The 25,149-nt window shown below is 54.2% G+C and carries 24 protein-coding genes and 1 other annotated feature (1 of these 25 only partly in view); of the genes, 7 read left to right on the top strand and 17 right to left on the bottom strand.

Features of this window, described 5'->3' with window-relative positions; genetic code table 11:
- The first annotated feature begins 30 nt into the window (after positions 1–30).
- Positions 31–2,016, top strand: coding sequence for a cyclic di-GMP phosphodiesterase (gene pdeR, locus ABIB18_RS04195; RefSeq protein WP_031374542.1), 1,986 nt, complete (start codon positions 31–33; stop codon positions 2,014–2,016).
- Positions 2,017–2,028: 12 nt separating this feature from the next.
- On the opposite strand, the gene ABIB18_RS04190 is transcribed toward pdeR, so the two are convergent.
- The 3 genes from ABIB18_RS04190 to araD all read right to left on the bottom strand — a co-directional run bounded on the left by ABIB18_RS04190 (position 2,029) and on the right by araD (position 4,939).
- Complete coding sequence (locus ABIB18_RS04190) at positions 2,029–2,895, bottom strand: crotonase/enoyl-CoA hydratase family protein (RefSeq protein ID WP_031374543.1); 867 nt, start codon at positions 2,893–2,895, stop codon at positions 2,029–2,031.
- A 144-nt stretch (positions 2,896–3,039) separates the two neighbouring features.
- Positions 3,040–4,023, bottom strand: coding sequence for a 2-keto-3-deoxygluconate transporter (kdgT, locus tag ABIB18_RS04185; RefSeq protein ID WP_031374544.1), 984 nt, complete (start codon positions 4,021–4,023; stop codon positions 3,040–3,042).
- 217 nt (positions 4,024–4,240) lie between these two features.
- Positions 4,241–4,939, bottom strand: coding sequence for an L-ribulose-5-phosphate 4-epimerase (araD, locus tag ABIB18_RS04180; RefSeq protein ID WP_031374545.1), 699 nt, complete (start codon positions 4,937–4,939; stop codon positions 4,241–4,243).
- Positions 4,940–5,288: 349 nt separating this feature from the next.
- On the opposite strand from araD, the gene osmB reads away from it, so the two are divergent.
- Positions 5,289–5,504 (top strand): osmotically-inducible lipoprotein OsmB, encoded by a 216-nt coding sequence (gene osmB / locus ABIB18_RS04175; protein WP_031374546.1) that lies wholly within the window; start codon positions 5,289–5,291, stop codon positions 5,502–5,504.
- 79 nt (positions 5,505–5,583) lie between these two features.
- Here the strand turns inward: osmB and yciH are convergent, their stop codons facing one another.
- From yciH to pgpB, 5 genes are all read right to left on the bottom strand, one after another.
- Complete coding sequence (gene yciH / locus ABIB18_RS04170; protein ID WP_031374547.1) at positions 5,584–5,907, bottom strand: stress response translation initiation inhibitor YciH; 324 nt, start codon at positions 5,905–5,907, stop codon at positions 5,584–5,586.
- Positions 5,907–6,626 carry an orotidine-5'-phosphate decarboxylase gene (pyrF, locus tag ABIB18_RS04165; protein ID WP_031374548.1) on the bottom strand — a complete coding sequence of 240 codons (720 nt, stop codon included), beginning with the start codon at positions 6,624–6,626 and terminating at the stop codon, positions 5,907–5,909. Before pyrF ends, yciH begins: the two co-directional genes overlap by 1 nt.
- 198 nt (positions 6,627–6,824) lie before the next feature.
- Positions 6,825–7,994 (bottom strand): lipopolysaccharide assembly protein LapB, encoded by a 1,170-nt coding sequence (gene lapB, locus ABIB18_RS04160; protein ID WP_031374549.1) that lies wholly within the window; start codon positions 7,992–7,994, stop codon positions 6,825–6,827.
- 6 nt (positions 7,995–8,000) lie between these two features.
- On the bottom strand, positions 8,001–8,309 hold the full coding sequence (locus ABIB18_RS04155; RefSeq protein ID WP_031374550.1) for a LapA family protein: 309 nt from the start codon (positions 8,307–8,309) through the stop codon (positions 8,001–8,003).
- Between the two features lie 134 nt (positions 8,310–8,443).
- Positions 8,444–9,202, bottom strand: a complete 759-nt coding sequence (pgpB, locus tag ABIB18_RS04150; RefSeq protein WP_031374551.1) for a phosphatidylglycerophosphatase B — start codon at positions 9,200–9,202, stop codon at positions 8,444–8,446.
- A 227-nt stretch (positions 9,203–9,429) separates the two neighbouring features.
- Between pgpB and ribA the strand changes: the two genes are divergently transcribed.
- Positions 9,430–10,023 carry a GTP cyclohydrolase II gene (ribA, locus tag ABIB18_RS04145; protein ID WP_031374552.1) on the top strand — a complete coding sequence of 198 codons (594 nt, stop codon included), beginning with the start codon at positions 9,430–9,432 and terminating at the stop codon, positions 10,021–10,023.
- Positions 10,024–10,078: 55 nt separating this feature from the next.
- On the opposite strand, the gene acnA is transcribed toward ribA, so the two are convergent.
- The 5 genes from acnA to topA form a co-directional block, all read right to left on the bottom strand.
- Positions 10,079–12,760: an aconitate hydratase AcnA gene (acnA, locus tag ABIB18_RS04140; protein WP_089561447.1), complete on the bottom strand. Its 2,682-nt coding sequence runs from the start codon at positions 12,758–12,760 to the stop codon at positions 10,079–10,081.
- A gap of 426 nt (positions 12,761–13,186) precedes the next feature.
- Positions 13,187–13,366 carry a YciX family protein gene (locus ABIB18_RS23765; protein WP_072050978.1) on the bottom strand — a complete coding sequence of 60 codons (180 nt, stop codon included), beginning with the start codon at positions 13,364–13,366 and terminating at the stop codon, positions 13,187–13,189.
- A gap of 4 nt (positions 13,367–13,370) precedes the next feature.
- Complete coding sequence (locus ABIB18_RS04135) at positions 13,371–13,529, bottom strand: YmiA family putative membrane protein (RefSeq protein WP_071778593.1); 159 nt, start codon at positions 13,527–13,529, stop codon at positions 13,371–13,373.
- Positions 13,530–14,022: 493 nt separating this feature from the next.
- Positions 14,023–14,997 (bottom strand): HTH-type transcriptional regulator CysB, encoded by a 975-nt coding sequence (cysB, locus tag ABIB18_RS04130; protein ID WP_009089966.1) that lies wholly within the window; start codon positions 14,995–14,997, stop codon positions 14,023–14,025.
- Positions 14,998–15,186: 189 nt separating this feature from the next.
- Positions 15,187–17,784 carry a type I DNA topoisomerase gene (gene topA / locus ABIB18_RS04125; protein ID WP_031374553.1) on the bottom strand — a complete coding sequence of 866 codons (2,598 nt, stop codon included), beginning with the start codon at positions 17,782–17,784 and terminating at the stop codon, positions 15,187–15,189.
- A gap of 371 nt (positions 17,785–18,155) precedes the next feature.
- Between topA and ABIB18_RS04120 the strand changes: the two genes are divergently transcribed.
- The gene (locus ABIB18_RS04120) at positions 18,156–18,404 is read left to right on the top strand and encodes a DUF2498 family protein (RefSeq protein ID WP_031374554.1); all 249 of its coding nucleotides are present in this window, start codon (positions 18,156–18,158) and stop codon (positions 18,402–18,404) included.
- 44 nt (positions 18,405–18,448) lie between these two features.
- Here the strand turns inward: ABIB18_RS04120 and sohB are convergent, their stop codons facing one another.
- A complete protein-coding gene (gene sohB / locus ABIB18_RS04115; protein ID WP_031374555.1) occupies positions 18,449–19,495 on the bottom strand; it encodes a protease SohB in 1,047 nt (348 codons plus the stop codon).
- A 174-nt stretch (positions 19,496–19,669) separates the two neighbouring features.
- Here sohB and ABIB18_RS04110 point away from each other — a divergent pair, with 174 nt between their 5' ends.
- Both ABIB18_RS04110 and cobO read left to right on the top strand, forming a co-directional pair.
- On the top strand, positions 19,670–20,431 hold the full coding sequence (locus tag ABIB18_RS04110) for a YciK family oxidoreductase (protein WP_031374556.1): 762 nt from the start codon (positions 19,670–19,672) through the stop codon (positions 20,429–20,431).
- The gene (cobO, locus tag ABIB18_RS04105; RefSeq protein ID WP_031374557.1) at positions 20,431–21,021 is read left to right on the top strand and encodes a cob(I)yrinic acid a,c-diamide adenosyltransferase; all 591 of its coding nucleotides are present in this window, start codon (positions 20,431–20,433) and stop codon (positions 21,019–21,021) included. Before ABIB18_RS04110 ends, cobO begins: the two co-directional genes overlap by 1 nt.
- 49 nt (positions 21,022–21,070) lie before the next feature.
- Here cobO and rluB read toward each other — a convergent pair whose 3' ends face one another.
- Entirely contained in the window at positions 21,071–21,952 is an 882-nt protein-coding gene (rluB, locus tag ABIB18_RS04100) for a 23S rRNA pseudouridine(2605) synthase RluB (protein ID WP_031374558.1), read from the bottom strand.
- Positions 21,953–22,730: 778 nt separating this feature from the next.
- Here rluB and ABIB18_RS04095 point away from each other — a divergent pair.
- The gene (locus ABIB18_RS04095) at positions 22,731–23,378 is read left to right on the top strand and encodes a serine protease (RefSeq protein ID WP_031374559.1); all 648 of its coding nucleotides are present in this window, start codon (positions 22,731–22,733) and stop codon (positions 23,376–23,378) included.
- A 10-nt stretch (positions 23,379–23,388) separates the two neighbouring features.
- Here ABIB18_RS04095 and ABIB18_RS04090 read toward each other — a convergent pair whose 3' ends face one another.
- Entirely contained in the window at positions 23,389–24,009 is a 621-nt protein-coding gene (locus ABIB18_RS04090) for an L-threonylcarbamoyladenylate synthase (protein ID WP_031374560.1), read from the bottom strand.
- 12 nt (positions 24,010–24,021) lie between these two features.
- Positions 24,022–24,906, bottom strand: coding sequence for an RNase RNM (gene rnm, locus ABIB18_RS04085; RefSeq protein ID WP_031374561.1), 885 nt, complete (start codon positions 24,904–24,906; stop codon positions 24,022–24,024).
- A gap of 154 nt (positions 24,907–25,060) precedes the next feature.
- Positions 25,061–25,149: a sequence feature (Trp leader region), on the top strand; it runs 16 nt beyond the window's last position.

Raw genomic sequence — 25,149 nt, 5'->3', positions numbered from 1 at the left:
CCTGCAGAGCACTCCCCGGAGGAAGTTTCCATGACCGATGAACAAGGGCAAACGTTGTTGTACACCTTGTTTGGTACAACCAGCCCTCATTGGCGTCTGACCGCGGACAGCGATGCGCTGAATTTTGCCGAAGATGAGTCGTCACTAACCAATATAGCCCTGCCGCTAACCCCCGGCCAGGCTGCGATGATACGGGCCATGCCGGTCATCACCTCAAGTATTAATCTGACGCTGCCGTTGCAGGGTGTTGCGGTACCGTTGCATCTGGTCGGCCGCAAAGTTAACCAATCTTCGTGGGCCGGAACCGCCTCTGCCTGGGGCGATACCGCCGCGGTTGCCCGTGATTTGACATTAGGGCTTTCATTCGCCGAACAGGTGGTTTCGGAAGCCAATTCGGTGATCGTCATTCTTGACCAGCGTGGCAACATCCAGCGTTTTAACCGCCTGAGTGAAGAATATACCGGTCTGAACGAACATGAGGTGATTGGCCAGAATGTCTTTCAGCTGTTTATGACCAAACAGGAAGCTGCGGCCTCGCGACGTAACATTGCCGGCTTCTTCCGGGATGGTAACTCCTATGAGGTCGAGCGCTGGGTGAAAACCAGAAAAGGCCAGCGACTGTTCTTGTTTCGTAATAAGTTCGTTCACAGCGGCAGTGGCAAAAATGAAATTTTCCTCATCTGTTCAGGCACGGACATAACCGAGGAGCGTCGCGCCCAGGAACGCCTGCGGGTGCTGGCCAACACCGATACGGTGACCGGATTACCCAATCGTAACGCGATTCATCAGCAAATGAGTCAGGCGCTGGAGCAAGCTGGCGGCGATGAGACCGGCGTGGTCTATCTCGATCTCGATAATTTCAAGAAAGTGAATGACGCCTACGGTCATATGTTTGGCGATCAGCTGTTGCAGGCTGTGTCGCTGGCGATCCTGAGCTGCCTCGGCAAAGATCAGACGCTGGGTCGCCTGGGCGGTGATGAATTTGTGGTGCTGGCAGAACACACCAGCCAGGCGGCGCTGGAGGCGATGTCTTCCCGCATCCTCGAGCGACTGCGTCAGCCGTTCCGCATTGGGCTGATTGAAGTCTACAGCGGCTGCTCGATCGGTATCGCCCTCGCCCCGATGCATGGCGAGGATCGCGAGAGCCTGATCCGCAACGCCGACACCGCGATGTACCATGCTAAAGAGAACGGCCGCGGCAAATTTTGTGTGTTTGCGGCTGAGATGAATCAGCGGGTGTTTGAGTATCTGTGGCTCGACACTAACCTGCGTAAAGCGCTGGAGCTGGATCACCTCATTGTCCACTACCAGCCGAAAATCGACAGTGACGGCAACGTGCGCAGCGCCGAAGCGCTGGTGCGCTGGATTTCACCGGAGCGCGGGATGGTCTCGCCGGGCGATTTTATTCCCTACGCCGAAGAGTCTGGGCTGATTGTGCCGCTGGGTCGCTGGGTGATGCTTAACGTGCTGAAGCAGATTATCGCCTGGCGTCAGGACGGCGTGTATCTGCGGGTGGCAGTCAACGTCTCTGCCCGCCAGCTGATCGATCAAAGTATCTACAGCGATTTGAAACAGGCGCTGACCGAGGCCGGTCTGACCGATTGCCCGATCGATATTGAACTGACCGAAAGTTGCCTGATCGAAAATGAGACCGAAGCGCTGAAGCTGATGAAGCAGTTTCAGGATTTGGGGGCTCAGGTGCATCTCGATGACTTTGGTACCGGCTACTCTTCGCTGTCACAACTGGCGCGGGTCCCGATTAACGCCATTAAGCTCGATCAAAGTTTTATCCGTAATATCAATAAGCAGCCGGTTTCACAATCGCTGGTGCGTGCCATCGTCGCCGTCGCCAAGGCGCTTGACCTGCAGGTGATTGCCGAGGGTATTGAAACCCAGGATGAAGAGAAATTTATCCTTAAAAGTGGTGTTGACGGGCGTCAGGGTTATCTCTACGCAAAACCAATGCCCGCGGAGCAATTTGGGCATTGGCTGGCTAAGCATCCTGCCCGCGTTTAACGCTGTTAATTACTAGCCCGCTTTACGCAGTGATGCGCTGTGGCGGTTTTGTAACTGTACCAGACGTTCCATATAAGCAATGTCTTTGGGTTCAATGGTAAAGGCGTAATCAACCCAATCTTCGGTAATGTCCATCAGCTCAGCGCGTGACAATTGCAGCACGCGCTGACGCGCTTTCAGCATTGCCCGCACGCCGTTGAGTTTCGGACGTAAGGTATCGATAAAGGTTCGGGTGGCGCGATAGCTGTCACCAGGCTGAAATACTTTATCCACCAGACCGCGTGTTTCGTACCATTCCGCGCTGTGCGACTCCCCTTCACAGATCAGCTCTTCGGCCAGCTTCATGCCGGCACGACGTGCCACCAGCGAATAACCGCCCATTCCCGGGAACAGGTTAAAGGCAATTTCCGGGAAGCCCATCCGCGCGTTGTTCTGCGCCAGAATAAAGTGGTGCGCCAGCGCAGCTTCAAAGCCACCGCCCAGCGCACTGCCCTCAATCATCGCCAGCGTGACCGCGCCGGTGTCAAAACCGCGTGCTGCTGAATGGATACAGTCAACACAGGCCCGGGCATAAGCCCGCAGTGCTTCGCGCCGGTTATTACGGATGCACTCAACAAAGAAGCGCAGATCGCCTCCGGCGTTAAACATCTGTGGAACCAGCGAGCCCGTCACCCAGAAATCGATTGGCAGGCCGGAACGCTGCGCGGCATAGCTCAGGTTCATGATCTCCTCAATCAGTTCGTGGTTGAAGCTGGGACGCGGCTGAGCGCGCAGCATCATCCACATGGTGCGTCGTCCTTCCTCGTAATAGGCGACTAACTGGGTGGTGTTGCCGACTTCGGTAAATAATCTGCACGTTGCTTGGTTAATAACTGTCATTGTCTCATCCTCTGTTTATATTTGATGCGCTTAATACGCCACATCAGCGTAATGCAGAGTGAGTCCAGACCAAATGAGAGATTGATTTACAACACAAAATCCAGAGTGATCCCCGACAGAGCTGTCGGGGATTGATTAGGCGGGTTACTTAATGGCAGCGCGTTGATCGATGGCGACATGCATACGCTTAACGCGTTTTGAATAGAGTGCGGTAATGATTGGCACCAGTACCGAAGTGACGATCACCGAGGTCGCCACCAGTGCGGTTGCCGCCGGCGCAACCGCTTTAAACTGCGGCAGCATTTCCGCAATCAGCACCGGCGTCGCTACCGCTGCCCCGGCGGTACTGGACGCGGCCACGCCCGCCGTGCCGTCACCGCCGCCGATCAGTCGATCGGCGAGAATCAGCGGGATGCCGGTAATGATGATCACCGCCACGCCCAGCATAATGCCCAGCAGGCCGGTTTCGGCAATCACCGCCAGATTGATGGTATTACCCAGCGCAAACGCGAAGAACGGGATCAGGGTATGCACTGCTTTACCGAAGAATTCACGCAGTTCAGGATCAAGGTTCCCTAATGCAAATCCCACCACAAACGGCAGCACTGCTCCGACAAACACATGCGGCTCGAATGAAGCAATTCCTGCCGTCCCGAGAATCACCATGGTCATCAGCGGACCGGATTCAAGCGACATCAGCACAAAGGCGCCTGATTCCTCTTTCGAACCGTATTGCTGCATGATCGACGCGTAAAGTCCGCCGTTGGTCATATCCATTGCCGCCACCAGCGCCAGGGTGGATAAACCGGCAAACATACCGACTTCAACCCCGTTTTCCGGCATTACCCGTGACGCAATGGCCGCGACTACCCACGCCACAGCAATTTTGGTCAGCACCAGCGTGCCGGACTTGCGTAACACCGTGCCGGTGGCGCTCAGCTTGATCGACGCCCCCATACAGAAAAACCACACCGCCAGAATCGGTACGGTACCGGTCATTAAGCCGTTGGTGAAAGAGCCAAAGTATTTCCCGGCACCGGGAGAGAAGGTATGACAGAGCGCGCCGATAAACAGCGGAATTAACATCATGCCGCCAGGGATTTTGTCTATTGCACGTTTGATATGCATATTAATGTCACCTTTGCTATGCCAGTGGGAGCTGCGAAAAGTGCCCGAAGGCGATGCAAGCAAAATAGTGACTGGGCGTAACGAAAACAGTGATCGCCACGATAAAATGAAACAGCGTTTTATTTTTATTGATCGATTGTTTTGATAAGTATGATCACGATCGCCATACCAGTTGTGGCGGGAACAAAAAAACGGGACGCTGCTGGCGTCCCGACGATTATTTCTGACCGTACCAGGCATTGTCGCCATGCTTACGTAAGTAGTGCAGGTCCAGCAGGGTTTGCTGGATCGGTGGCAGATTTGCCGTCAGCTGCTGGCTGAACAGCCCCATGTAGGCCACCTCTTCCAGCACCACCGCACTGTGTACCGCCGCATGTGCATCTTTACCCCAGGCAAAAGGTCCGTGCGAATTGACCAGCACCGCCGGTATCGCTGAAGGTGACAGGCCCCGCTGGGCGAAGGTTTCAATAATCACTTCACCGGTATTCCACTCATACTGCTGCTGGATCTCTTCATCGCGCATCGCGCGGGTACAGGGGATCTCGCCGTAGAAGTCATCGGCATGGGTGGTACCCCAGGCGGGAATCGCTCGACCTGCCTGCGCCCAGATGGTCGCATGCCGCGAATGGGTATGGACAATACCGCCGACCTCCGGCCACGCCAGATAGAGAGCACGGTGAGTGGCGGTATCAGATGAGGGACGTTTATCGCCTTCCACCACCTTGCCGCTGGCCAGTTCAACCACCACCATATCGTCGCGTGTCATCTCTTCATAACGCACGCCGGACGGTTTGATCACCAGTAAGCCCTGTTCGCGGTCTACCGCGCTGACATTTCCCCAGGTGAAGGTCACCAGGTTGTATTTAGGTAGATCCAGATTCGCGTCCAGAACCTGTTGTTTTAGCTGTTCCAGCATGCCTTTTCTCCTGCGGACAATTGTCCTTAAATTCTGCGGATTACGGCGCGAAAAGGTTATGGAGCAAATGGCTATAAACGCAGAGGGAAATGGCTGTGAATGCAAAAATGTGTCGTGATTTCAGAATTGTCTATCTTCGTAATTGGCGCAGAATGCATAGAATTCTCTCAGGCAACGCGTGGTCCTGATGGGCTGGCGTTGTCACTCACCCGCTACAGACAGTGTGTCGATGGTGAAGCCTGTTTCGATGCCGACAGGGAAGCGGCAATAATGGGCGCACAAGCGGGTTGAGGAAATATCGGAGCTATACTTAAGGTGTTGCCTCTGTGAGCACATTAAAGGAGAAGTTATGACAATTACAATGAAACGAATCACCGCTGCTGTACTGGCTACCACATTAGTTGTCGCGTTAAGCGGCTGTTCTAACTGGTCTAAACGTGACCGTAACACCGCGATTGGCGCGGGTGCGGGTGCGATTGGTGGTTCAGTACTGACCAACGGAAGCGCGCTCGGCACGGTCGGCGGCGCTGCTGTAGGTGGTATTATCGGTCATCAGGTCCATTAATGACCGTATTAAAATAATAATCGGCTACGCTAAGCATCTACCTGTCAATCGGGCTACTTCTGTAGCCCGATTTTTTTATTCAGCCGCCCGCCAGTTTAACTTTCATTCCTTTGGCTTCCAGCAGCGTTTTCAGCAGGTCGCGTTTGTCGCCCTGAATCTCAATAACGCCCTCTTTCAGCGAGCCGCCACAGCCGCACTTCTTTTTCAGCTCAGCCGCCAGTTGCGTTAATCCGGCATCATCCATATCGATACCGCTGATCAGGCAGACGCCTTTGCCTTTACGGCCACTGGTCTGGCGCTGAATGCGGACAATCCCATCACCTTTTGGCCGTTCAGCCTTTTGCTCCGGCTGCGTGATGCGGCCGCTGTCGGTTGAATAAACCAGTGGATTATCATTTGCCATTACTTCTCCTCCAGGCTTTGCAGAATGGCCTGCAGTGCCGCTGCCGGATCGGCAGATTGGGTAATCGGACGGCCGATCACCATATAATCCACGCCGGCCTGTTTAGCCTGCAGGGGCGTCATAATACGACGCTGATCGCCGGCATCGCTGCCTGCCGGACGAATACCCGGCGTGACCAGGGCAAAATCCTGACCGATCACCTGTTTGAAGCGGACCGCCTCCTGCGCTGAACAGACCACACCATCAAGGCCGCATTCGCGCGTCAGTTTCGCCAGTCGCTCAGCCTGTTCGGCTGGCGAGAGCGTGATGCCCAGCCCTCTCAAATCCTCTTCATCCATGCTGGTCAATACCGTGACGGCAATCAGCAGCGGTGCCTCTTTACCATAGGGTAGCAGCGCTTCACGTGCGGCGTTCATCATGCGTGCCCCACCGCTGGCGTGGACATTGACCATCCATACGCCCAAATCGGCAGCGGCGGCCACAGCATGCGCGGTGGTGTTGGGAATGTCGTGGAATTTAAGATCGAGAAACACCTCAAATCCGCGCTGCTGCAACGTGGTGACCAGCGAGGGGCCAAACAGCGTGAACATCTCTTTGCCCACTTTCAGCCGGCAGCTGCGCGGATCGATCTGATCGACAAAGCGCAGCGCGCTGTTGATGTCGTGATAATCAAGCGCCACCAGAATCGGCGAAGCGGTCACGGTGTGGGGTGAAGGCATGTCATTTCCTCTGCAGTTGGCACCCGCGGGCGCGATAGACAAACGGCAAGCATTCTACCTGCGGCCTCGGGTCATCACAATCGCCATTCTCCGCCTGCCTGACGTTGCGCGCACCGTTGCCGCATTGGGGTTCAGTGAATATCCTTTAGTATGTTGTAACTATTAAACAGGTTGGCAGCGCACTGTAAGGCGCGGTAATTACTGGCCGTCAAGGCCCCGAATCGGCTTAACCGATGACCAGGTGCGGCACGATGGGCAATGCCAGTAGAGTGCATGGGCAGTAAAGCCACACTTCTGGCAGCGATAGCGCGGTTTAGTACGAATCTGTTCGCCGACCATGTCGCGCAGCACCATCAGGCTCTCTTTGGCGCGGCCATCTTCCGCTTCGTGCAGGTGGAAATCCATCAGGCGATGGAATACCCGCATGGTCGGGTGGCGCTGGAGTTGGCGGTTAATGTAGTTCTGCGCCGCTTCCGGCCCCTGCTGCTGTTCAAGAATATCTGACAGATAGAGTTCGGCTGCGGCACCGGTATTCTCTTCGACGCAGCGTTGCAGGAACTCTGCCCAGGCTTCAGGTTGATTGAGCCGCTGGAAGCAGGTTTCGAGCATCGACAGCGTCTCACTCACCAGCTCTTTGTCCTGATCCAGTACCCGCTGCAGGTGACCGACGGCTTTGGCGTAGTCGCCTTTCTCCATCAGAATACGGCCCATCATAATCGAGACGCGCGCGCTCTGACGGTCGGCCGCCTCCCCTTTCTTCAGCAGGCTCATGGCGCGATCCAGGTCGTCGCTGCTCATCGCCTGAAGCGCCAGTTCGCAATAAAAATGAGCGATTTCGCCTTTCTGCTTATCTTTGCCCAGCTTGACCAGCCGCTCTGCCACTTCAATCGCCTGCTGCCAGTCGCTGGTCGCCTGATGGATCAGCAACAGCTGCTGCAGCGCGCCGATGCGGAAATCGGTTTCATCCGTCAGCTGCTTAAACATATCCTCTGCGCGGTCATACAGCCCGGCCGCCATGTAGTCGCGTCCCAGCTGCTGGATCGCCAGCAGTCGCTGTTCATAACTGAGGGAGGCACTTTCCATTAACGCCTGATGGATGCGGATGGCGCGATCGACTTCACCACGCGAGCGAAACAGGTTGCCCAGCGTCAGGTGCGCCTCGACGGTGCCGCTGTCCTCTTTCAGCATATCGAGAAACAGGTCGACCGCTTTATCCTGCTGATTGGAGAGCAGGAAGTTTACGCCAGCGACATATTCGCGTGACAGACGGTTAGCTTCCTGTTGCTTGTCCTGTTGCGCACTGCGGCGGCCCATATACCAGCCATACGCAGCCGCAACCGGCAGTAACAGAAACAGCAGCTCAAGCATCGATGTTTATTCCCGGCCAGCCGGTGAAGATGGCGTTGTCGCTACCACGGTGCTCTGCTCAAGCTGCGTCTGCATACGCTTAATTTTTCGATTGGCATTGGCCAGCGAAACGCGGGTGCGTAACCAGAACAGACCGCAGATCACCCAGCCGAGCACGAAACCTGCACCAAACAGGGTTGCCAGTAAGGTCGAAATGCTGAACTCACCCTGCGCCAGCAGGTAGTTGAAGGTAATAACCTGGTCGTTATGCGCGCCTAGCGTGACGGAGATGATGAAAATGACCAATACCACTAAAAAAATCAGCAAATATTTCACAGTGCATCCTGTTGTGAGGTTGTCAGGTAGAATTATGCCAAAACTCCAGCAAAAATGCTGCTCCCAGCAGCATCGGACGGCCCGCTTTTACGCCAGCCCGATCAATAATATGGGGACTTTATGGCGAATTACAATCAGGGTTCCCGCTGCGCCACCTCTTTTTGCTCCGCCGGCGGCAGGCTGAGTGGACCACAGACGCGCTGGGCCAGCCAGGTCGCGACGGTAACCAGCAGCCACGACAGCACGGTAGCCATCGCCAGATCGCGCGGCCAGTGCATGCCAAGCAGCAGACGACTGGCCATAACGCCCATCGCCCAGAGAAAAACAATCACTACCGTTTTGTAATGGCGACGCGGCCACAGCAACCCGATCGCCAGCAAGGCCCAGCTGGCGGCAAACATGGTATGACCCGAAGGAAAGGCGAAACCGGTTTCGAAGGCCCAGTGGCGCTTCAGCCAGCCGGGTATCCGGGTCTCATCCGCAATTAACGCGGTGACCATTTCGCCGCGCTGCTTGCGCTTCAGTTGATAAAACGCTTTGTCGTCAAGACCGTGGTGCTGTTCCAGCCAGATCACATACGGACGCGGCTCCTGCACCTGCTCTTTAATGAAAGATTTGGTGTACTGTCCGGCCAGGATGGTGGCGTTCATGATCAACAACAACAGGATGGCCGGTTTGAGGCGGAAACGCAGGCACCATAACACCCATGCGCTCAACAGCACGCTGGTCACAATTCCCCACGGATTGGTCACCGTTTCAGTCATCCAGAACAGGCCTTTCAACATCGCGTTGCTTTCACCCGGTTGCCATTGCCAGCCTGATAACCAGACACCGATCGGCATAATTAACAGCAGTAACATCCCGAAGGTGGTACGACGCGAAATTTTATACATCCTTTTCCCTTATATCGACGACAAACAGCGAAAACAGCATAACTTTAGCTTAAAAAAGAATAACATAACCGCTTTTGATTAGATAATTGTGCTTTATCACACCAATTGTTCTGACAGATTACCAGCGCGCCGCTGGGTTGTGGCACAATATCGCACGTTTGTCAGGCCACACTGGCCTGTGCGCTATCATGATGATAGTGCATCCTCTGAAGGTTCTGGAGAGTCACATGCAGCTTAAACGGGTGGCAGAAGCCAAACTGCCCACGCCATGGGGAGATTTCCTGATGGTCGGTTTCGAAGAATTGGCAACCGGACATGACCACGTTGCTCTGGTCTTTGGCGATATTAATGACAACGAGCCGGTGCTGGCGCGCGTTCATTCCGAATGCCTGACCGGTGATGCGCTATTCAGCCTGCGCTGCGACTGTGGCTTCCAGCTGGAAGCGGCGTTGAATGCCATCGCTGAAGAGGGTCGCGGCGCGTTGCTCTATCACCGCCAGGAAGGACGCAACATCGGCCTGCTGAATAAGATCCGCGCCTATGCGTTGCAGGATAAGGGCTACGACACGGTTGAAGCCAACCATCAACTCGGTTTTGCCGCCGATGAACGCGACTTCACGCTGTGCGCTGATATGTTTAAATTGCTCGGCGTAAATGAAGTGCGTCTGCTGACGAATAATCCACGTAAAGTGGAGATCCTCAGCGAGGCGGGGATTAACATTGTTGAGCGGGTGCCGCTGGTAGTGGGTCGCAATCCCAAGAACGCGCACTATCTGGACACTAAAGCGGAAAAGATGGGGCATATACTGCCGAAGTCTTAAATTAAAAAGCCGGGTTTCCCCGGCTTTTTTGTTAGTCCAGCATGTTACGGATCACTTAGTCCAGCATGTTACGGATCACGTAGTGCAGGATGCCGTCGTTACGGTAATAGGTCAGCTCGTTGCCGGTATCGATGCGGCAGCGGGTATCCAGCTCCTCTTTACTGCCATCAGCGCGGGTCAGCGTCACTTTCACCGTACAGCCTGGCGTCAGCGCGCTCAGGTTCTCTACGTCAATGCGCTCTTCCCCGGTCAGCCCCAGCGTTTTACGGCTTACGCCCTGCGGGAACTCCAGTGGCAGTATCCCCATGCCAATCAGATTCGAACGGTGAATACGTTCAAATGATTCGGCAATCACCACCCGCACGCCCTGCAGGCGTGGTCCCTTCGCCGCCCAGTCGCGACTCGATCCCGATCCATACTCTTTACCGGCGATGACCGCCAGCGGCACGCCTTCCGCCTGATACTTCATCGCCGCGTCGTAAATAGCCAGTTGCTCGCCACTCGGATAGTGACGGGTATACCCGCCTTCTACGCCGGGCACCATCTCATTGCGAATACGGATATTGGCAAAGGTACCGCGCATCATCACTTCATGGTTACCGCGACGGGAACCGTAAGAGTTGAAGTCGTTGCGCTCTACCCCGTGCGCCAGCAGATAACGCCCCGCCGGACTTTCAGCCTTGATACTGCCAGCCGGGGAGATGTGGTCGGTGGTGACCGAGTCGCCCAGCATCGCCAGCACCCGCGCGCCACGAATATCCTGCACCGGCTTAGGTTCTTTCTCCATATCATCAAAGAACGGCGACAGCCGGATGTAGGTTGAGCCTTCATCCCAGTCGTAGGTCGCGGCTTCACTCACCTTGATCTGCTGCCATTCTGGCGTGCCGTCAAACACTTCGGCGTACTCTTTGTGGAACATGTCGCTGGTGACCTGCTGCACCGCAGTGGAGATCTCTTCTGGCGATGGCCAGATATCTTTCAGATAGACCGGCTGGCCGCTACGATCGTGCCCAAGTGGATCGGTCTGCAGGTTGATCTTCATATTACCCGCCAGCGCATAAGCGACCACCAGCGGCGGCGATGCCAGCCAGTTGGTTTTGATCAGCGGATGGATACGGCCTTCAAAATTTCGGTTACCTGAGAGCACGGCGCCGACCGTCAGATCGCCCTGCTTAATCGCCGATTCAATCTCATCTTTCAGCGGCCCGGAGTTGCCGATACAGGTGGTGCAGCCGTAGCCGACCAGATTAAAGCCCAATTGGTCGAGATAAGAGGTCAGCTGCGCCACGGCCAGATAATCAGACACCACCTTTGATCCCGGTGCCAGCGAAGCTTTCACCCAGGGCTGTCGTTTCAGGCCCCGCTCAACCGCTTTTTTCGCCAGTAACCCAGCGGCCATCAGTACGCTGGGGTTGGAGGTATTAGTACAAGAGGTAATGGCGCTGATCACCACTGCGCCATCGGTCAGCGTGTGGGTCAGTCCGGTATTGCTGTCGGTATAGTCGACCGCTTTATGGGGTTTCTGAGCGTGGTTGACCTCTAGTTCATTACTGGCGTCAAAGGCGGCGGGGACGTCACCGAGTGATACCCGGTCCTGCGGACGTTTAGGCCCGGCCAGGCTCGACTCCACATCGTTCATATCCAGCGCCAGAGTACTGGTAAAACGTGGCTCATCGCCCGGATTGCGCCACAGGCCTTGCGCTTTGGCGTAGGCCTCAACCAGCGCCACCTGTTCAGCTTCACGCCCGGTGAGCGTCATATAACTCAGAGTCACTTCATCAACCGGGAAGAAGCCACAGGTTGCGCCATATTCAGGCGCCATATTCGCAATGGTTGCCCGGTCAGCCAGCGGGAGATCGGCCAGTCCGTCGCCATAGAACTCCACGAATTTCCCTACCACGCCGTGCTTACGCAGCATCTGGGTAACTGTCAGCACCAGATCGGTGGCGGTGATGCCCGGGCGTAATTTGCCGGTGAGTTTAAAGCCCACGACATCCGGAATCAGCATTGATACCGGCTGGCCGAGCATCGCCGCTTCCGCTTCAATGCCGCCCACGCCCCACCCCAACACGCCGAGCGCATTAATCATGGTGGTATGTGAATCGGTGCCGACCAGCGTGTCGGGCCAGGCATACTCTTCCCCGTTCAGGGTTTCGTGCCAGATCGCTTTGCCAAGATACTCCAGGTTGACCTGGTGGCAGATACCGGTGCCAGGCGGAACCACGCGGAATTTATCGAAGGCTTTCTGGCCCCAGCGCAAAAAGACGTAACGTTCGTGGTTACGTTCCATCTCCAGCCGGACGTTCTCTTCAAACGCGTCATCATCACCGAAATGGTCAACGGTGACCGAGTGGTCAATCACCAGATCAACCGGCGACAAGGGATTTACCTTCGCGACATCGCCGCCCAGCCGGTTGACGGCTTCACGCATTGCCGCCAGATCGACCACCGCCGGCACACCGGTAAAGTCCTGCATTAATACTCGTGCAGGACGGTAGGCGATTTCCCGATCGGCATGCGCATCTTTTTGCCAGTCAACCAGCGCCTGGATATCTTCCGCGGTCACGGAATCGCCATCCTGCCAGCGCAGCAGATTTTCCAGCAAAACTTTCAGGGATTTGGGTAAGCGATCAATGTTACCGAGGTGTTGAGCAGCGTGGGGAAGACTGAAGATGTGATAATTTTTATTGTCGACCTGCAGTATTTCCTGACTCTGCTCGCGTAGGGTAGACGACATAGCTCCTCCTTTATAATCGTGGTCTTTAAACCTCAGAGAGTTAAAGGTTTATGTTAAAGATAGACCACAAATTCGTTAACGTTTTGATTACAACACAAATTGCTACAATCGGCCGAAACGAAAATGCCCCGTCCGGAGACGAGGCATCAGAAAGAGGTGATTTAATTCAAATCAGAGCGTGATCCACACCGCCGCAGACCAGAACGCAAAGCAAAAGGCATATGCGCTAAGCCAGGACATTTTTATGATATTCATTTTAGTTCACTCCTTCGCCTGAATTTGGCGTACAAAGGCCTGCGATCACCCACTAACGATGAAACCCGTTTGTGTTACTGAGTGTGGAGTTGGGCTTTTAACGTGCCCGCCGGAGAAACCGGAAAGAAGAGCAAAGAGCAGTAAGAATAATAAACGGTACAGCAAACAGCGTTATTTAGTTTTAGGGTCCAGGAACGACTCGATAAAGTGTCGCTGGTTATCACTCAAATCCCAGGAATCGGGGATAGACACTTTTTCGTCCTTTGCAAGCGGCTCTTTTCCTTTACAGGAAGCGGGCTTGTGCTGACGCGCAGTCAAAGAACGTTTATGGCTGAGTGTGTTTGCCCACATGGCTTTAGCCCCAGATACGCCAGATCATTAATGCAACAACTACCCAGAACAGCGCTGAGGCAGCGAATACGGTCAGCCAGGCTTTGCGGCGGGTGTTGCCAGTGCGCTCAACCTTGGTGCTTTTTGCCGGGAAGCCCGGTTGTACAGTCAGTCGTGTATTCATAGTTTTTGATAATCACTCTCAACAAAATGATTGATAACAACGATTAAGATTTAGGACGAATCCTAAACGCGTTAAGGCCAAAAATCCAGTTATTTTTATTGAGTAAAACGATTAACGCTATTAATCAATAAGGCCTAATCACGTAAGAAATCATTAACCGCGGAACAAACTTTTAATTAAACGATCACATTGTAAATTTGAGTTAATTTACGTTTAGGACCATTCAAAACTAAAGAGCGGATTAAAGAACCTGATATCAGCGGGCTTTTCATCAGGTCTTAACTGGAGTATGGGAATATTCCTGGCGTCCCGCAAAGCGGCAAGGTAAAAAATGTGTAGTAATTCGCATTTAAGAAAGACCAAACCGAAAACATGTGATCGATGTTTCATTTACAAAAAAATAATAAAAACTTTTGAGTCTCATCTGGCGCTAACATCTGGCAATAAAAAAGGCCGCCAGCGGCAGCCTTTAAATCATTAATGAGTATCTGACTCATTTAAACGGCAGTTTGATGTCCTTAAACATTGCCTCAATATCTTCGTTCGAACGCAATGCCACGGCGGTATCAACCACATCACGCGTCAGGTGCGGCGCAAAACGTTGGATAAAATCATACATATAGCTGCGCAGGAAGGTGCTGCGACGGAAGCCGATCTTGGTGGTACTGTTGGTGAAAATGTCCGCCGCTTCGATACGAATCAGGTCAGGATCTGAGACCGGATCGACCGCCATGCTGGCAATAACCCCGACGCCAAGACCTAATCTTACGTAAGTTTTGATAACGTCAGCGTCGGTGGCGGTGAAAACAATGCGTGGCGTTAAGCCGGCACGGTTAAATGCGGTATCAAGCTCTGACCGCCCGGTAAAGCCAAAGGTGTAGGTCACCAGCGGGTATTCAGCCAGCTCTTCTATCGTCACCTGCCCTTTTCCGGCCAGCGGATGGTCAGCCGTCACCACAATCGCCCGGTTCCAGTGGTAGCACGGCAACATGATCAAATCGTCGTACAGATGCAGTGCTTCGGTTGCAATCGCGAAGTCCGCATTGCCTTTGGATACCGCTTCGGCAATCTGCGTCGGCGATCCCTGATGCATATGCAGCGATACCCGCGGATAGCGCTCAATGAAGCCTTTAATTACGCCTGGCAGTGCATAGCGCGCCTGAGTATGGGTGGTTGCCACATACAGTGACCCTTTGTCCGGCCAGGTGTGTTCACCGGCGACGGATTTAATCGCATCTACTTTGGAAAGCACTTCACGCGCAATGCGGATAATCTCTTCACCGGCTGGCGTCACCTGAGTCAGGTGTTTACCGCTGCGGGCAAAAATCTGTACCCCCAGCTCATCTTCCAGCATCCGGACCTGTTTACTGATGCCAGGCTGCGAGGTGTAAAGTCCTTCCGCCGTCGAAGAGACATTAAGGTTGTGATTAACCACTTCGACGATATAGCGCAACTGCTGTAATTTCATATCTATTCCATCCCGGTAAGTTACAGAGTCGCATCCCCGGTTGACGTATTGTCGCCTTAACAGGGTGAAGAAAAGCCATGCATCAGGAAAGGTCGGAAATGCTATAACCACTATATCATTTTAAGTGTGAATGTAGAACGGATTGATATAAGGCTCAGAAAAAGGCCAGCGAGCGCTGGCCAGATAGGATTACTTCTTCGCTTCCTGCCATTTGCCATCAATGTAGAAGGCGGACCAGCCGGTCGCTTTGCCCTCTTTTTCAGAGGAGACGTACTGCTGTTTGGTTTTGCGGCTGAAACGGACCAGCGTCTTATTGCCTTCCGGATCGGTAGCCGGTGCCTCGGCCAGGTACTTCAGCTTCTCTGGCAGACGGTCACTGAAGCGCTGTAACTCTTCCACCAGCGGCGCACGGGTTTCGCGCGATTTCGGGAAGGTATTAGCCGCCAGGAAGACCCCGGCAGCGCCGTCGCGCAGCACGAAATAGGCATCCGACTTCTCGCACGCCAGTTCAGGCAGCGGGACCGGATCTTCTTTCGGCGGTGCCACTTCACCGTTACGCAGAATCTTACGGGTGTTTTTACACTCTTCGTTGGTACAGGCCATGTACTTGCCGAAGCGACCCATTTTCAGGTGCATCTCGGAACCACATTTCTCGCACTCAACCACCGGGCCGTCATAGCCTTTGATGCGGAACTCACCCTGTTCGATTTCGTAGCCGTCGCATTCCGGGTTGTTACCACAGACGTGCAGCTTACGTTCGTTATCGATCAGATAGCTGTCCATCGCGGTGCCACACTTCTGGCAACGACGACGGGCGCGCAGAGCGTTGGTTTCAGCATCATCCCCTTCCAGAATATTCAGAACTTCATTTTCCGGAATCAGGTTGATGGTCTGTTTGCAACGCTCTTTTGGCGGTAACGCATAGCCAGAACAACCGAGGAACACCCCGGTACTGGCGGTACGAATCCCCATTTTGCGGCCACAGGTCGGGCAGTCAATCGAGGTCAGCACCATCTGGTTAGGCTGCATGCCGCCCTCTTCAGGATCTTTCTCTGCCCGCTCAAGCTGCTGAGTAAAGTCACTGAAGAAGTTATCCAGCACCGCTTTCCACTGCGCCTGGTTGTTAGCCACCTGATCGAGGCTGTTTTCCATATGCGCGGTAAAATCGTAGTTCATCAGCTCACGGAAGTTCTCTTCCAGCCGATCGGTAACAATTTCACCCATTTTTTCCGCATAGAAACGGCGGTTCTCAACCCGCACATAACCGCGATCCTGAATGGTCGAGGTAATGGCAGCGTAGGTCGATGGACGGCCAATACCGCGTTTTTCCAGCTCACGTACCAGTGAAGCTTCGCTGAAGCGCGCCGGTGGCTTGGTGAAGTGCTGGCCGGGCAGCAGCTGTTGCAGATCCAGCACATCACCTACGCTGACCGCAGGTAAGGTACGATCTTCATCATTCTTACGCAGCGCCGGCATCACTTTAGTCCAGCCGTCGAAGCGCAGCGTACGGCCTTTCGCCTTGAGCTTAAATTCACCTGCGGTGGCGGTAATGGTGCTGGAGTCGTACTGCGCTGGCATCATCTGACAGGCGACAAACTGGCGCCAGATCAGCTGATAAAGTTTCTGCGCATCCGCTTCCATATCTTTTAACTGTTCCGCCACCACTTCCACATCAGAAGGACGAATCGCTTCGTGCGCTTCCTGCGAATTTTCTTTGCTGGCGTAAGTGTTGGCCGATTCAGGCAGGTATTTTTTACCGAATTGACTTTCGATATAGCCACGTGCCATGGCGACCGCATCCTGACTCAGGTTGGTCGAGTCGGTACGCATATAGGTAATGTGGCCGGCTTCGTACAAGCGCTGCGCCATCATCATGGTTTTCTTCACGCCAAAGCCGAGACGGGTACTGGCGGCCTGCTGCAACGTCGAGGTGATATAAGGCGCGCCCGGTTTGCTGCTGGTCGGCTTATCTTCGCGATCGACAATCTCGTAGCGCGCTTTTTCCAGCAGTGCAACGGCGGCATAGGTCTCGTCACGATTGACCGGCCGGAACGCCTTATCCCCTTTGTGGGTGACGTCCATCGACAGTTCGTCGCCTTTCGGCGTGGTCAGCGCGGCGTTAACTTCCCAGTATTCTTCCGGCACGAACGCTTTAATCTCGCGCTCACGCTCCACCACCAGCCGCACGGCAACCGACTGCACGCGTCCGGCGGAAAGGCCACGGGCGATTTTCTTCCACAGCAGCGGTGACACCATGTAGCCCACCACGCGGTCCATAAAGCGGCGCGCCTGCTGAGCATTAACCCGATCGATATTCAGTTCGCCCGGCTTTTCAAACGCCTGACGAATCGCATTTTTGGTGATTTCGTTAAACACCACCCGGCTGAAACGCTTATCGTCGCCACCGATCACTTCCCGCAGGTGCCAGGCAATGGCTTCCCCTTCGCGGTCAAGGTCGGTTGCGAGATAGATGTGGTCAGCGCTGGCGGCTAACGCCTTAAGTTCGGCAACCACTTTTTCTTTGCCAGGCAGAATTTGATAGTCCGCTTCCCAGCCGTGATAAGGGTCAACGCCCATCCGGCTGACAAGTGCTGCTTTCTCATCTTTTTTGACTTTTTTGACTTTTTTATCTGTCGAGGCGTCAGCACTTTTCTTGGCGGTTGAACCACTGGTCGGCAGATCCCGGATATGACCGACGCTGGATTTAACCACGTAGTCACTGCCGAGGTATTTATTGATTGTTTTGGCCTTTGCCGGGGACTCAACAATAACGAGTGCTTTACCCATATTTACCTTTACCTAATGAAAACATCCTGCTTAACGGGAGAGGATTGGATGCCCAAAAACCCATCGGGTTCAATATTGCTGCGCCTGTTTAACATTTCAAGGCGGAGGGGTCAATCTCAGATCAGACGACGTGGCGATATGCAACTGCATGATAAAAAGCGCTTTTTCCATCTGAAATAATCACACATCCCGGTGCAAAATCCCTGAAATCGGAATCGCCCACACTCTACCTGATAAAATCTGTTACGCAACTTAATTAGCACTCAGGTTAAATTTCCGCCAATTTTTCCGCCGTTACGCCGATTTGTCACACAATACGACACGCAAGTAATATAGAAAGGATTATGGTGCTGTCAAAAAAGGAGCAAACAATGAAGACATTAACCCAACCTATTTCACGCCAGGAATTGCTGGAAAAAGCCAATGCGTTAATCAAACAGCATGACGATTATTTTGCCGGTATGCAGGCGGATGAGGTGATTCAGCAAGGTGACGTGCTGGTGTTTCGCGGCCCGTTTTTCCTTGATGCAGATGAGTTGCCCACCGCCAGAACCACCACGGTGTTCAACGTGTTCAAACATCTTGCCGTGGTGTTGTCACCGCTTTACCACCTGGAATAAAAAAACCCGGCACAGGGCCGGGTCGGGTCATGTTGTGTCAGCGATTAAAGCAGCGGCTTTTCGCCGCGCTGCCAGAGCTTAAGCAGCAGGCGCTCGGCAACCGACCCGGCACTGTGTGTCATACGGTCAATCATCTTACGACGACGGGCGTAATGCACGCCCAGCACGTTGAACCGATCCATCTGACGGATAATCAGATCGTCGCTGGTGCCGACTTCATCAATCAGTCCGAGATCCAGCGCCTGGCGACCATACCAGTGTTCGCCAGTCGCCACTTTATCGATGTCGAGAGAAGGACGCATCTGATGAACGAACTGCTTAAACAGCAGATGGGTTTCATTCAGATCTTCCTGAAACTTTTCCCGTCCCTCATCGGTGTTTTCGCCAAACAGGGTCAGGGTACGCTTGTACTGGCCGGCAGTATGTAATTCCACGTCGATATCGTTGCGCTTCAGCAGGCGATTAAAGTTGGGGATCTGCGCCACCACCCCAATCGAGCCGATAATCGAAAACGGTGCCGCCACGATACGATCGGCCACGCACGCCATCATATAGCCGCCGCTGGCCGCCACTTTATCCACCGCAGCGGTGATCTGCAGACCGTGATCGCGCAGGCGCTGCAACTGCGATGCGGCCAGGCCGTAGCCATGTACCACGCCGCCAGGACTTTCAAGCCGTAACAGCACTTCATCGCCCGGCTGGGTTACGGCCAGCACCGCCGACACTTCTTCACGCAGCGAGGTGACTTCACTGGCATCCATGCTGCCTTTAAAGTCCAGCACGTAAAGCGTCGGTTTATTCACTTCGCTTTCGCCCTGCTTCGCGGCCCGCTTTTCCGCCTTCGCTTTGAGCTTCTCCGATTTTTTATGATTTTTCAGCCACACTTTTTGCGCCTGCGGTTTCATCTTCGCCAGCTGCAGGTCCTCTTTCATCTGTTGATAGTCATCACCCAGATGCGTCAGTCGCAGCTGACCGCTCTGACCTCGTTTGCGCAACGCGGCATTCATCACAATCAGCACAATTGCAGCAATCGCCACCACCAGCGTCACCACTTTTGCTAAAAACAGTCCATAACTCGAAAGAAGATCCATTGTGTCGCCTTAGTAAACAGAGAATTAGAGACAATGGGCTAGTTTAGCCGTTTTGCCCCCATGCGTCGCCTGAAATGCCAGCAGCTGGCACAGAATGCGCCGGTTGACGATTGCGCCGATTCGCAATTTCAGGCATAAAGCGGAATCATGCTGTTTTCGCTGGAGGATCCCACCGTGCATTATCAACCGAAAAGCGATCTGCTTAATCATCGCATCATCCTGGTCACCGGCGCGTCAGAGGGGATTGGGCGTGAAGCGGCGCTGACCTACGCCCGCTATGGCGCCGAAGTGATCCTGCTGGGACGGAATGCTGACAAGCTGCAACAGGTCGGACAGACCATTAATCAACTTAACAAACGCCCTGCCCACCCGCTGGTGTTTGACCTGGCCGAGGCCACGCCTGAACGCTGTCAACAGCTGGCACACCAACTGGCGCAGCAGTTTTCTCACCTGGATGGTGTGCTGCACAACGCCGGCATTCTCGGTGAGATTGTGCCGCTGGCGGAACTGGATCCGCAGATCTGGCAGCAGGTGATGAAAATCAATCTCGATGCCACTTTTTATCTGACGCAGGCGCTGTTACCGCTGCTGCTGAAGTCGGAATCGGGTTCGCTGGTGTTTACCACCTCGAGCGTCGGCCGCACGGGCCGTGCCGGCTGGGGAGCCTATGCGGTCTCCAAGTTTGCCACTGAAGGCATGATGCAGGTGCTGGCTGACGAGTACAAAAATCATGCGCTGCGGGTTAACTGCATTAACCCTGGCGGCACCCGCACTAAAATGCGTGCCAGCGCGTTTCCGCAGGAAGATGCGAATAAACTGAAAACCCCCGCTGATTTGATGCCGCTCTACCTCTATTTAATGGGCGACGACAGCCGACGTAAAACCGGTATCAGTTTCGATGCTCAGCCAGGCAGGAAACCGGGAGCGGCAGAATAATGGCCGACGATCGCCATCAACAACGCCAGCAACGGTTAAAAGAGCAGGTCGATGCGCGCATCGCCGCGGCCAACGAGGTACGCGGCATCCTGATGGTGTTTACCGGCAACGGCAAAGGCAAAACAACCGCCGCCTTTGGCACCGCCCTGCGCGCCTGTGGTCACGGTAAACGTGCGGGCGCTATTCAGTTTATTAAAGGCGACTGGCCGAACGGCGAGCGTAACCTGCTCGAACAACACGGCGTTGAGTTTCAGGTGATGGCCACCGGTTTCACCTGGGAGACGCAGAACCGGGAAACGGATACCGCGGCCTGTCTGGCGGTCTGGCAGCACGCCAGACGGATGCTGGCTGATGAGACGCTGGATTTGGTGGTGCTGGATGAGATCACTTACATGATCAGCATGGATTATCTGCCGCTGGAGGAGCTGGTTGACGCTCTGCGTCAGCGTCCGGCCCGGCAAAGCGTGATCGTCACCGGTCGTGGTTGTCACCGCAGCTTGCTGGAGATGGCTGATACTGTTACCGAGATGCGGCCGGTGAAGCATGCGTTTGATGCCGGCATTCAGGCACAGCAGGGAATTGACTGGTAGGCAAAAAAAAACGCAGCCCGGGGCTGCGTTTTTAGCGAGGGTAGCGTGATTAGCCGGAGTTGCGTTTGCTGCCCGGATTACGACGTGGGGTGCTGCTCACTTTACTGTGGCGCTTCACCGCACGACGGATCTGGTTCGCTTTGGTACGGCGGCGATCTTTCTCCACCACCAGTTTGGTCACCGTCTCGTCATCCATGCCGACCAGGTTGCGCAGGTAGTTAACCGCCGGCAGATCCAGTTCGGTCCAGCCACCGCGAGGCAGCCCTTTCGGCAGGGTAATATCACCGTAGCGCACGCGCATCAGACGACTCACCTGTACACCGACAGCTTCCCATAAACGACGCACTTCACGGTTACGGCCTTCGGTCAGGGTCACGTTGTACCACTGGTTGATCCCTTCACCGCCGCCGAAACGCAGGGTTTTAAAGGCGGCCGGGCCATCCTCCAGCTGCACGCCCTTGCTCAGTTGACGAATTTTGTCATCGTCAACCTGACCAAATACGCGCACTGCATATTCACGTTCTACTTCACGGCTCGGATGCATTAAACGGTTCGCCAGTTCACCGTCGGTGGTGAACAGCATCAGGCCGCAGGTATTTACATCCAGACGACCCACCGCAATCCAGCGCGATCCACGCAGGCGTGGCAGTCGGTCAAATACCGTTGGGCGTCCTTCCGGGTCGCTACGCGTACACAGCTCGCCTTCCGGTTTGTAATAGGCCAGCACCCGGCAGACTTCCGCCGCAGACTCAGCGATGGAGACCAGATGGCCATCAATACGGATTTTCAGGGATTTGCTGCTTTCGACGCGGTCGCCGAGGGTGGCAATTTTGCCATCGACGCTGACACGGCCGGCGGCAATCATAGATTCGATTTCACGACGCGAGCCATGACCGGCACGCGCTAAGACTTTCTGTAACTTCTCGCTCATTGAGCTTCCTCTTTGTCGCCTTCCCAGGCGTCACGGTAGGGTGGGAAATCTTTTTAAATCAATAGGTTAACTTAAAAAGTTTGGCCCATTATACAGACATTTACCCCTGATGTAACGCGCTTTGTGGTTAACAGAGTCAATTTAAGGATAGCCGGTCTGGCTGACTTTTTCCGCCGTTAAGTCGGGCAAACTGGCGAGTGCATCGTGGGCGATATAATTAACAAAGATGCTGAATAAAACGCAATTTCCAAAAACTTTATAGTCAGCGGGATTTAAATTTTCTGAACTGTGCCCTCCGCCGAAGCAATCTGTCAGCCGGAAAAATATTCACGGTACCTTACACTTCCGCTGCTTTCATCCTGCCGTATTTCATCTACCTTTACGTTCCAGCCCAGAATAAAGTTCTGATGAGTTGATTTTATCCACCATAAGCCATGTGTTAAATAAAAATTTGTAGCGTAACCCCATCGCAGATTTGTTTATCACCTTATTTTTCAGGATATTTTCTTAATATTAGTTTTAATTAATTGTGCATAACAATGATGGGTGTAAACTCTGACGCTGAAGCACCAATAAACGCAGTGCCCGCAGTTAAAATCGGCGCGCGTAGAAAAATAAAACTTTAAAGATTCATTAACAAAAATAGTGTTTTTACATTAATCCAATAAACCGGCGCATCCGGAGTTGTTGCGTTAATACGGTTCAGTGATGAACCTTGATTGCATGTCAGAAGTCTTCACCAGGGATTTTCACGACATGCCTGAAAAAGAATACCAACATGAGAAACCGCTTTCTGTGCCCAGCGCTTGCCGCGCTGGCGTTGACCGGGTGTTCCGTGGGCCATACCGAGTACAGTCGTACCGCAATGCAGCACGTTGATATGAGCGTGACCGGCATTCCGACGATCCTCGGTCTCGGTACCCTCGGCACCAGTATCCCTCTGACGCCTGAATACAGTCTGACCGCCGCCCACGTCGCGAAAACCGCCGTGCAACGTGTGAAGTCTTATCATCCTTATTGCGATCTGGCGATTATCTACCATAAGAACGATGCCAAAACATTAGCCCAATTCCGCAGTAGCGATATTGGCGATCCGGTTAAAATGTACGGCTACAGTTTTATTTCCGCGCTGCCGGTTGAATCCTCTGGGGTTAATTTAGCCCGCACCACTATTCGTAATGGCTGGAATAAAAGTCCCTGCATGGCAATGGCATCTAATGCTGGCGTAGTGCAGGGAATGTCGGGCGGCGGAGTGTATAACAGCGATGAAACGCTGGGTGGCGTTATTGTTGGCTATTCTGACGCAATTAAAAATGGCCGTAATGGAAAAGTGATTCTGAAAGATGTTTCACTTTATATTCCCTACGGCCAGTTTAAGAACTGGTTGCAGGCAAATCTGGCGCAGACACCGACACGCGGTGCCTGATCCGCTCTGGTTACAGGAACGGGCGGGTATCGCCCACGCCTTCGCGCACAATTTCCGGCGAATCGGTGGTCAGATCGACCACCGTGGTCGGCTGTTGCCCCAGCGTCCCGCCGTCAATAATCAGATCAACCAGCTTACCAATGCTGTGCTGGATCTCTTCCGGATCGGACTCGGTGAAGTCGTTACCCGGCAGGATCAGCGAGGTCGACATCATCGGCTGATTCAGCGCCTCCAGCAGTGCCAGCGCCACCGGATTAGACGGCACGCGCAGCCCGATGGTTTTCCGCTTGTCATTCATCAGACGACGCGGAACCTCTTTGGTCGCCTTGAGAATAAAAGTGTAGTTACCCGGGGTGTTATTTTTCAGCAAACGAAAGGCTGAATTTCCTACCTGAGAATAGACGGATAGCTCAGAGAGATCCCGACACATCAGGGTGAAGTTATGGTGCCCATCCAACTGACGAATGCGGCAGATACGCTCCATCGCGCCCTTCTCTTCCAGCCGGCAGCCCAGCGCATAGCCGGAATCGGTCGGATAGACGATCACGCTGCCTTTATTAAGGTAATCCACCGCCTGGTTAATCAGACGGGGTTGCGGGTTATCCGGGTGGATGTGAAACAATTGACTCATAGAAACCTCGTGTCACCTTTCCGTGCCTGAATCGCCGGGAGCCAGTTCCGGGAAGCGTTCCCATACCGGCTCAACCGCCGCGGGCAGCCACAGTTTGCGGCCCAGTTCAATCCACGGGCAGGGTTGATGAAAATCAGAACCTTGTGATGCGGCCAGCGCATTGTCTCTGGCGTATTGCGCCAGCTGCGTGCGCTCATTCGGCGCCTGCTGGCACTGTGCAACCTCCATGGCATCACCGCCGACTTCGCGGAAATGGGCCACCAGCCGCTTTAGCCACTTCGCTGATAAGCCGTAGCGTCCGGGATGCGCCAGCACCGCGCAACCGCCAGAATGATGAATCGCATCAATAGCTTGTTCAATTGTACACCATTGTGGCGGGACGTAGCCGGTTTTGCCACGCGCCAGATAATTTTTGAATACCTGCGCCATATTATCCGCCTTGCCCTGCTCCATCAGGAAGCGGGCAAAGTGGCCCCGGGTGATCACTCCGCCATCGGCCAGCCGCATCGCACCCGCCAGCGCACCCGGGATACGGGCTTTCTCCAGCCGCTCGGCGATCTGTTCCGCCCGCGCCTGCCGACAGGCATGCTGTCCGGCGAGAAAACTGACCAGGGTCGGATGGCGGATATCGATATTTAATCCCACGATATGAATTTCATGGTTTTCCCACAGGGTGGAAACCTCAACGCCCGCCAGCACTTTGATCGGCAAAGCCTGATCGATAGCCGTTTGCCGGGCTTCATCCACGCCAGCGACGCTATCGTGATCGGTAATCGCCAGTACGCCTACGCGCATCTCAACCGCACGCTGTACCAGCGCGGCCGGCGTCAGAAAGCCATCCGAGGCCCGCGTGTGGCTGTGTAAATCATAAACCGGGAAACGGGCGATATCGCTCAAGAGAACTCCTGCTGGAAACTAAACCGGCCAGCATGATAACGATTTTAGCCGCCGGTGAAAAAGTGTATTGACATTTCCGCCCTGAACCCGTTAACTAGTACACAAGTTCACACGTAACGGGTATTCAATCATGGCTGTTGTAATCACGCATTTTAACGGTTGGTGGCGCGATGTTCCCGAACACGGGCGACGTGGTCGTGCACATCTTGCGTAAACGCTGTGCAGATACCTGAGCCCGCCACC

This window comes from Pantoea sp. UYEF8, from assembly GCF_040546285.1.
Taxonomy (GTDB): domain Bacteria; phylum Pseudomonadota; class Gammaproteobacteria; order Enterobacterales; family Enterobacteriaceae; genus Pantoea; species Pantoea brenneri.
Note: the sequence above shows the minus strand (reverse complement) of the source record. Positions and strands in the feature narration are given on the sequence as shown.

Bases quoted from the DNA above. Each gene is read 5' to 3' on its own strand.
- pdeR (WP_031374542.1), top strand. From the start codon at position 31: ATGACCGATGAACAAGGGCAAACGTTGTTGTACACCTTGTTTGGTACA.
- ABIB18_RS04190 (WP_031374543.1), bottom strand. From the start codon at position 2,895: ATGACAGTTATTAACCAAGCAACGTGCAGATTATTTACCGAAGTCGGC.
- kdgT (WP_031374544.1), bottom strand. From the start codon at position 4,023: ATGCATATCAAACGTGCAATAGACAAAATCCCTGGCGGCATGATGTTA.
- araD (WP_031374545.1), bottom strand. From the start codon at position 4,939: ATGCTGGAACAGCTAAAACAACAGGTTCTGGACGCGAATCTGGATCTA.
- osmB (WP_031374546.1), top strand. From the start codon at position 5,289: ATGACAATTACAATGAAACGAATCACCGCTGCTGTACTGGCTACCACA.
- yciH (WP_031374547.1), bottom strand. From the start codon at position 5,907: ATGGCAAATGATAATCCACTGGTTTATTCAACCGACAGCGGCCGCATC.
- pyrF (WP_031374548.1), bottom strand. From the start codon at position 6,626: ATGCCTTCACCCCACACCGTGACCGCTTCGCCGATTCTGGTGGCGCTT.
- lapB (WP_031374549.1), bottom strand. From the start codon at position 7,994: ATGCTTGAGCTGCTGTTTCTGTTACTGCCGGTTGCGGCTGCGTATGGC.
- pgpB (WP_031374551.1), bottom strand. From the start codon at position 9,202: ATGTATAAAATTTCGCGTCGTACCACCTTCGGGATGTTACTGCTGTTA.
- ribA (WP_031374552.1), top strand. From the start codon at position 9,430: ATGCAGCTTAAACGGGTGGCAGAAGCCAAACTGCCCACGCCATGGGGA.
- acnA (WP_089561447.1), bottom strand. From the start codon at position 12,760: ATGTCGTCTACCCTACGCGAGCAGAGTCAGGAAATACTGCAGGTCGAC.
- ABIB18_RS23765 (WP_072050978.1), bottom strand. From the start codon at position 13,366: ATGTGGGCAAACACACTCAGCCATAAACGTTCTTTGACTGCGCGTCAG.
- ABIB18_RS04135 (WP_071778593.1), bottom strand. From the start codon at position 13,529: ATGAATACACGACTGACTGTACAACCGGGCTTCCCGGCAAAAAGCACC.
- cysB (WP_009089966.1), bottom strand. From the start codon at position 14,997: ATGAAATTACAGCAGTTGCGCTATATCGTCGAAGTGGTTAATCACAAC.
- topA (WP_031374553.1), bottom strand. From the start codon at position 17,784: ATGGGTAAAGCACTCGTTATTGTTGAGTCCCCGGCAAAGGCCAAAACA.
- ABIB18_RS04120 (WP_031374554.1), top strand. From the start codon at position 18,156: ATGAAGACATTAACCCAACCTATTTCACGCCAGGAATTGCTGGAAAAA.
- sohB (WP_031374555.1), bottom strand. From the start codon at position 19,495: ATGGATCTTCTTTCGAGTTATGGACTGTTTTTAGCAAAAGTGGTGACG.
- cobO (WP_031374557.1), top strand. From the start codon at position 20,431: ATGGCCGACGATCGCCATCAACAACGCCAGCAACGGTTAAAAGAGCAG.
- rluB (WP_031374558.1), bottom strand. From the start codon at position 21,952: ATGAGCGAGAAGTTACAGAAAGTCTTAGCGCGTGCCGGTCATGGCTCG.
- ABIB18_RS04095 (WP_031374559.1), top strand. From the start codon at position 22,731: ATGAGAAACCGCTTTCTGTGCCCAGCGCTTGCCGCGCTGGCGTTGACC.
- ABIB18_RS04090 (WP_031374560.1), bottom strand. From the start codon at position 24,009: ATGAGTCAATTGTTTCACATCCACCCGGATAACCCGCAACCCCGTCTG.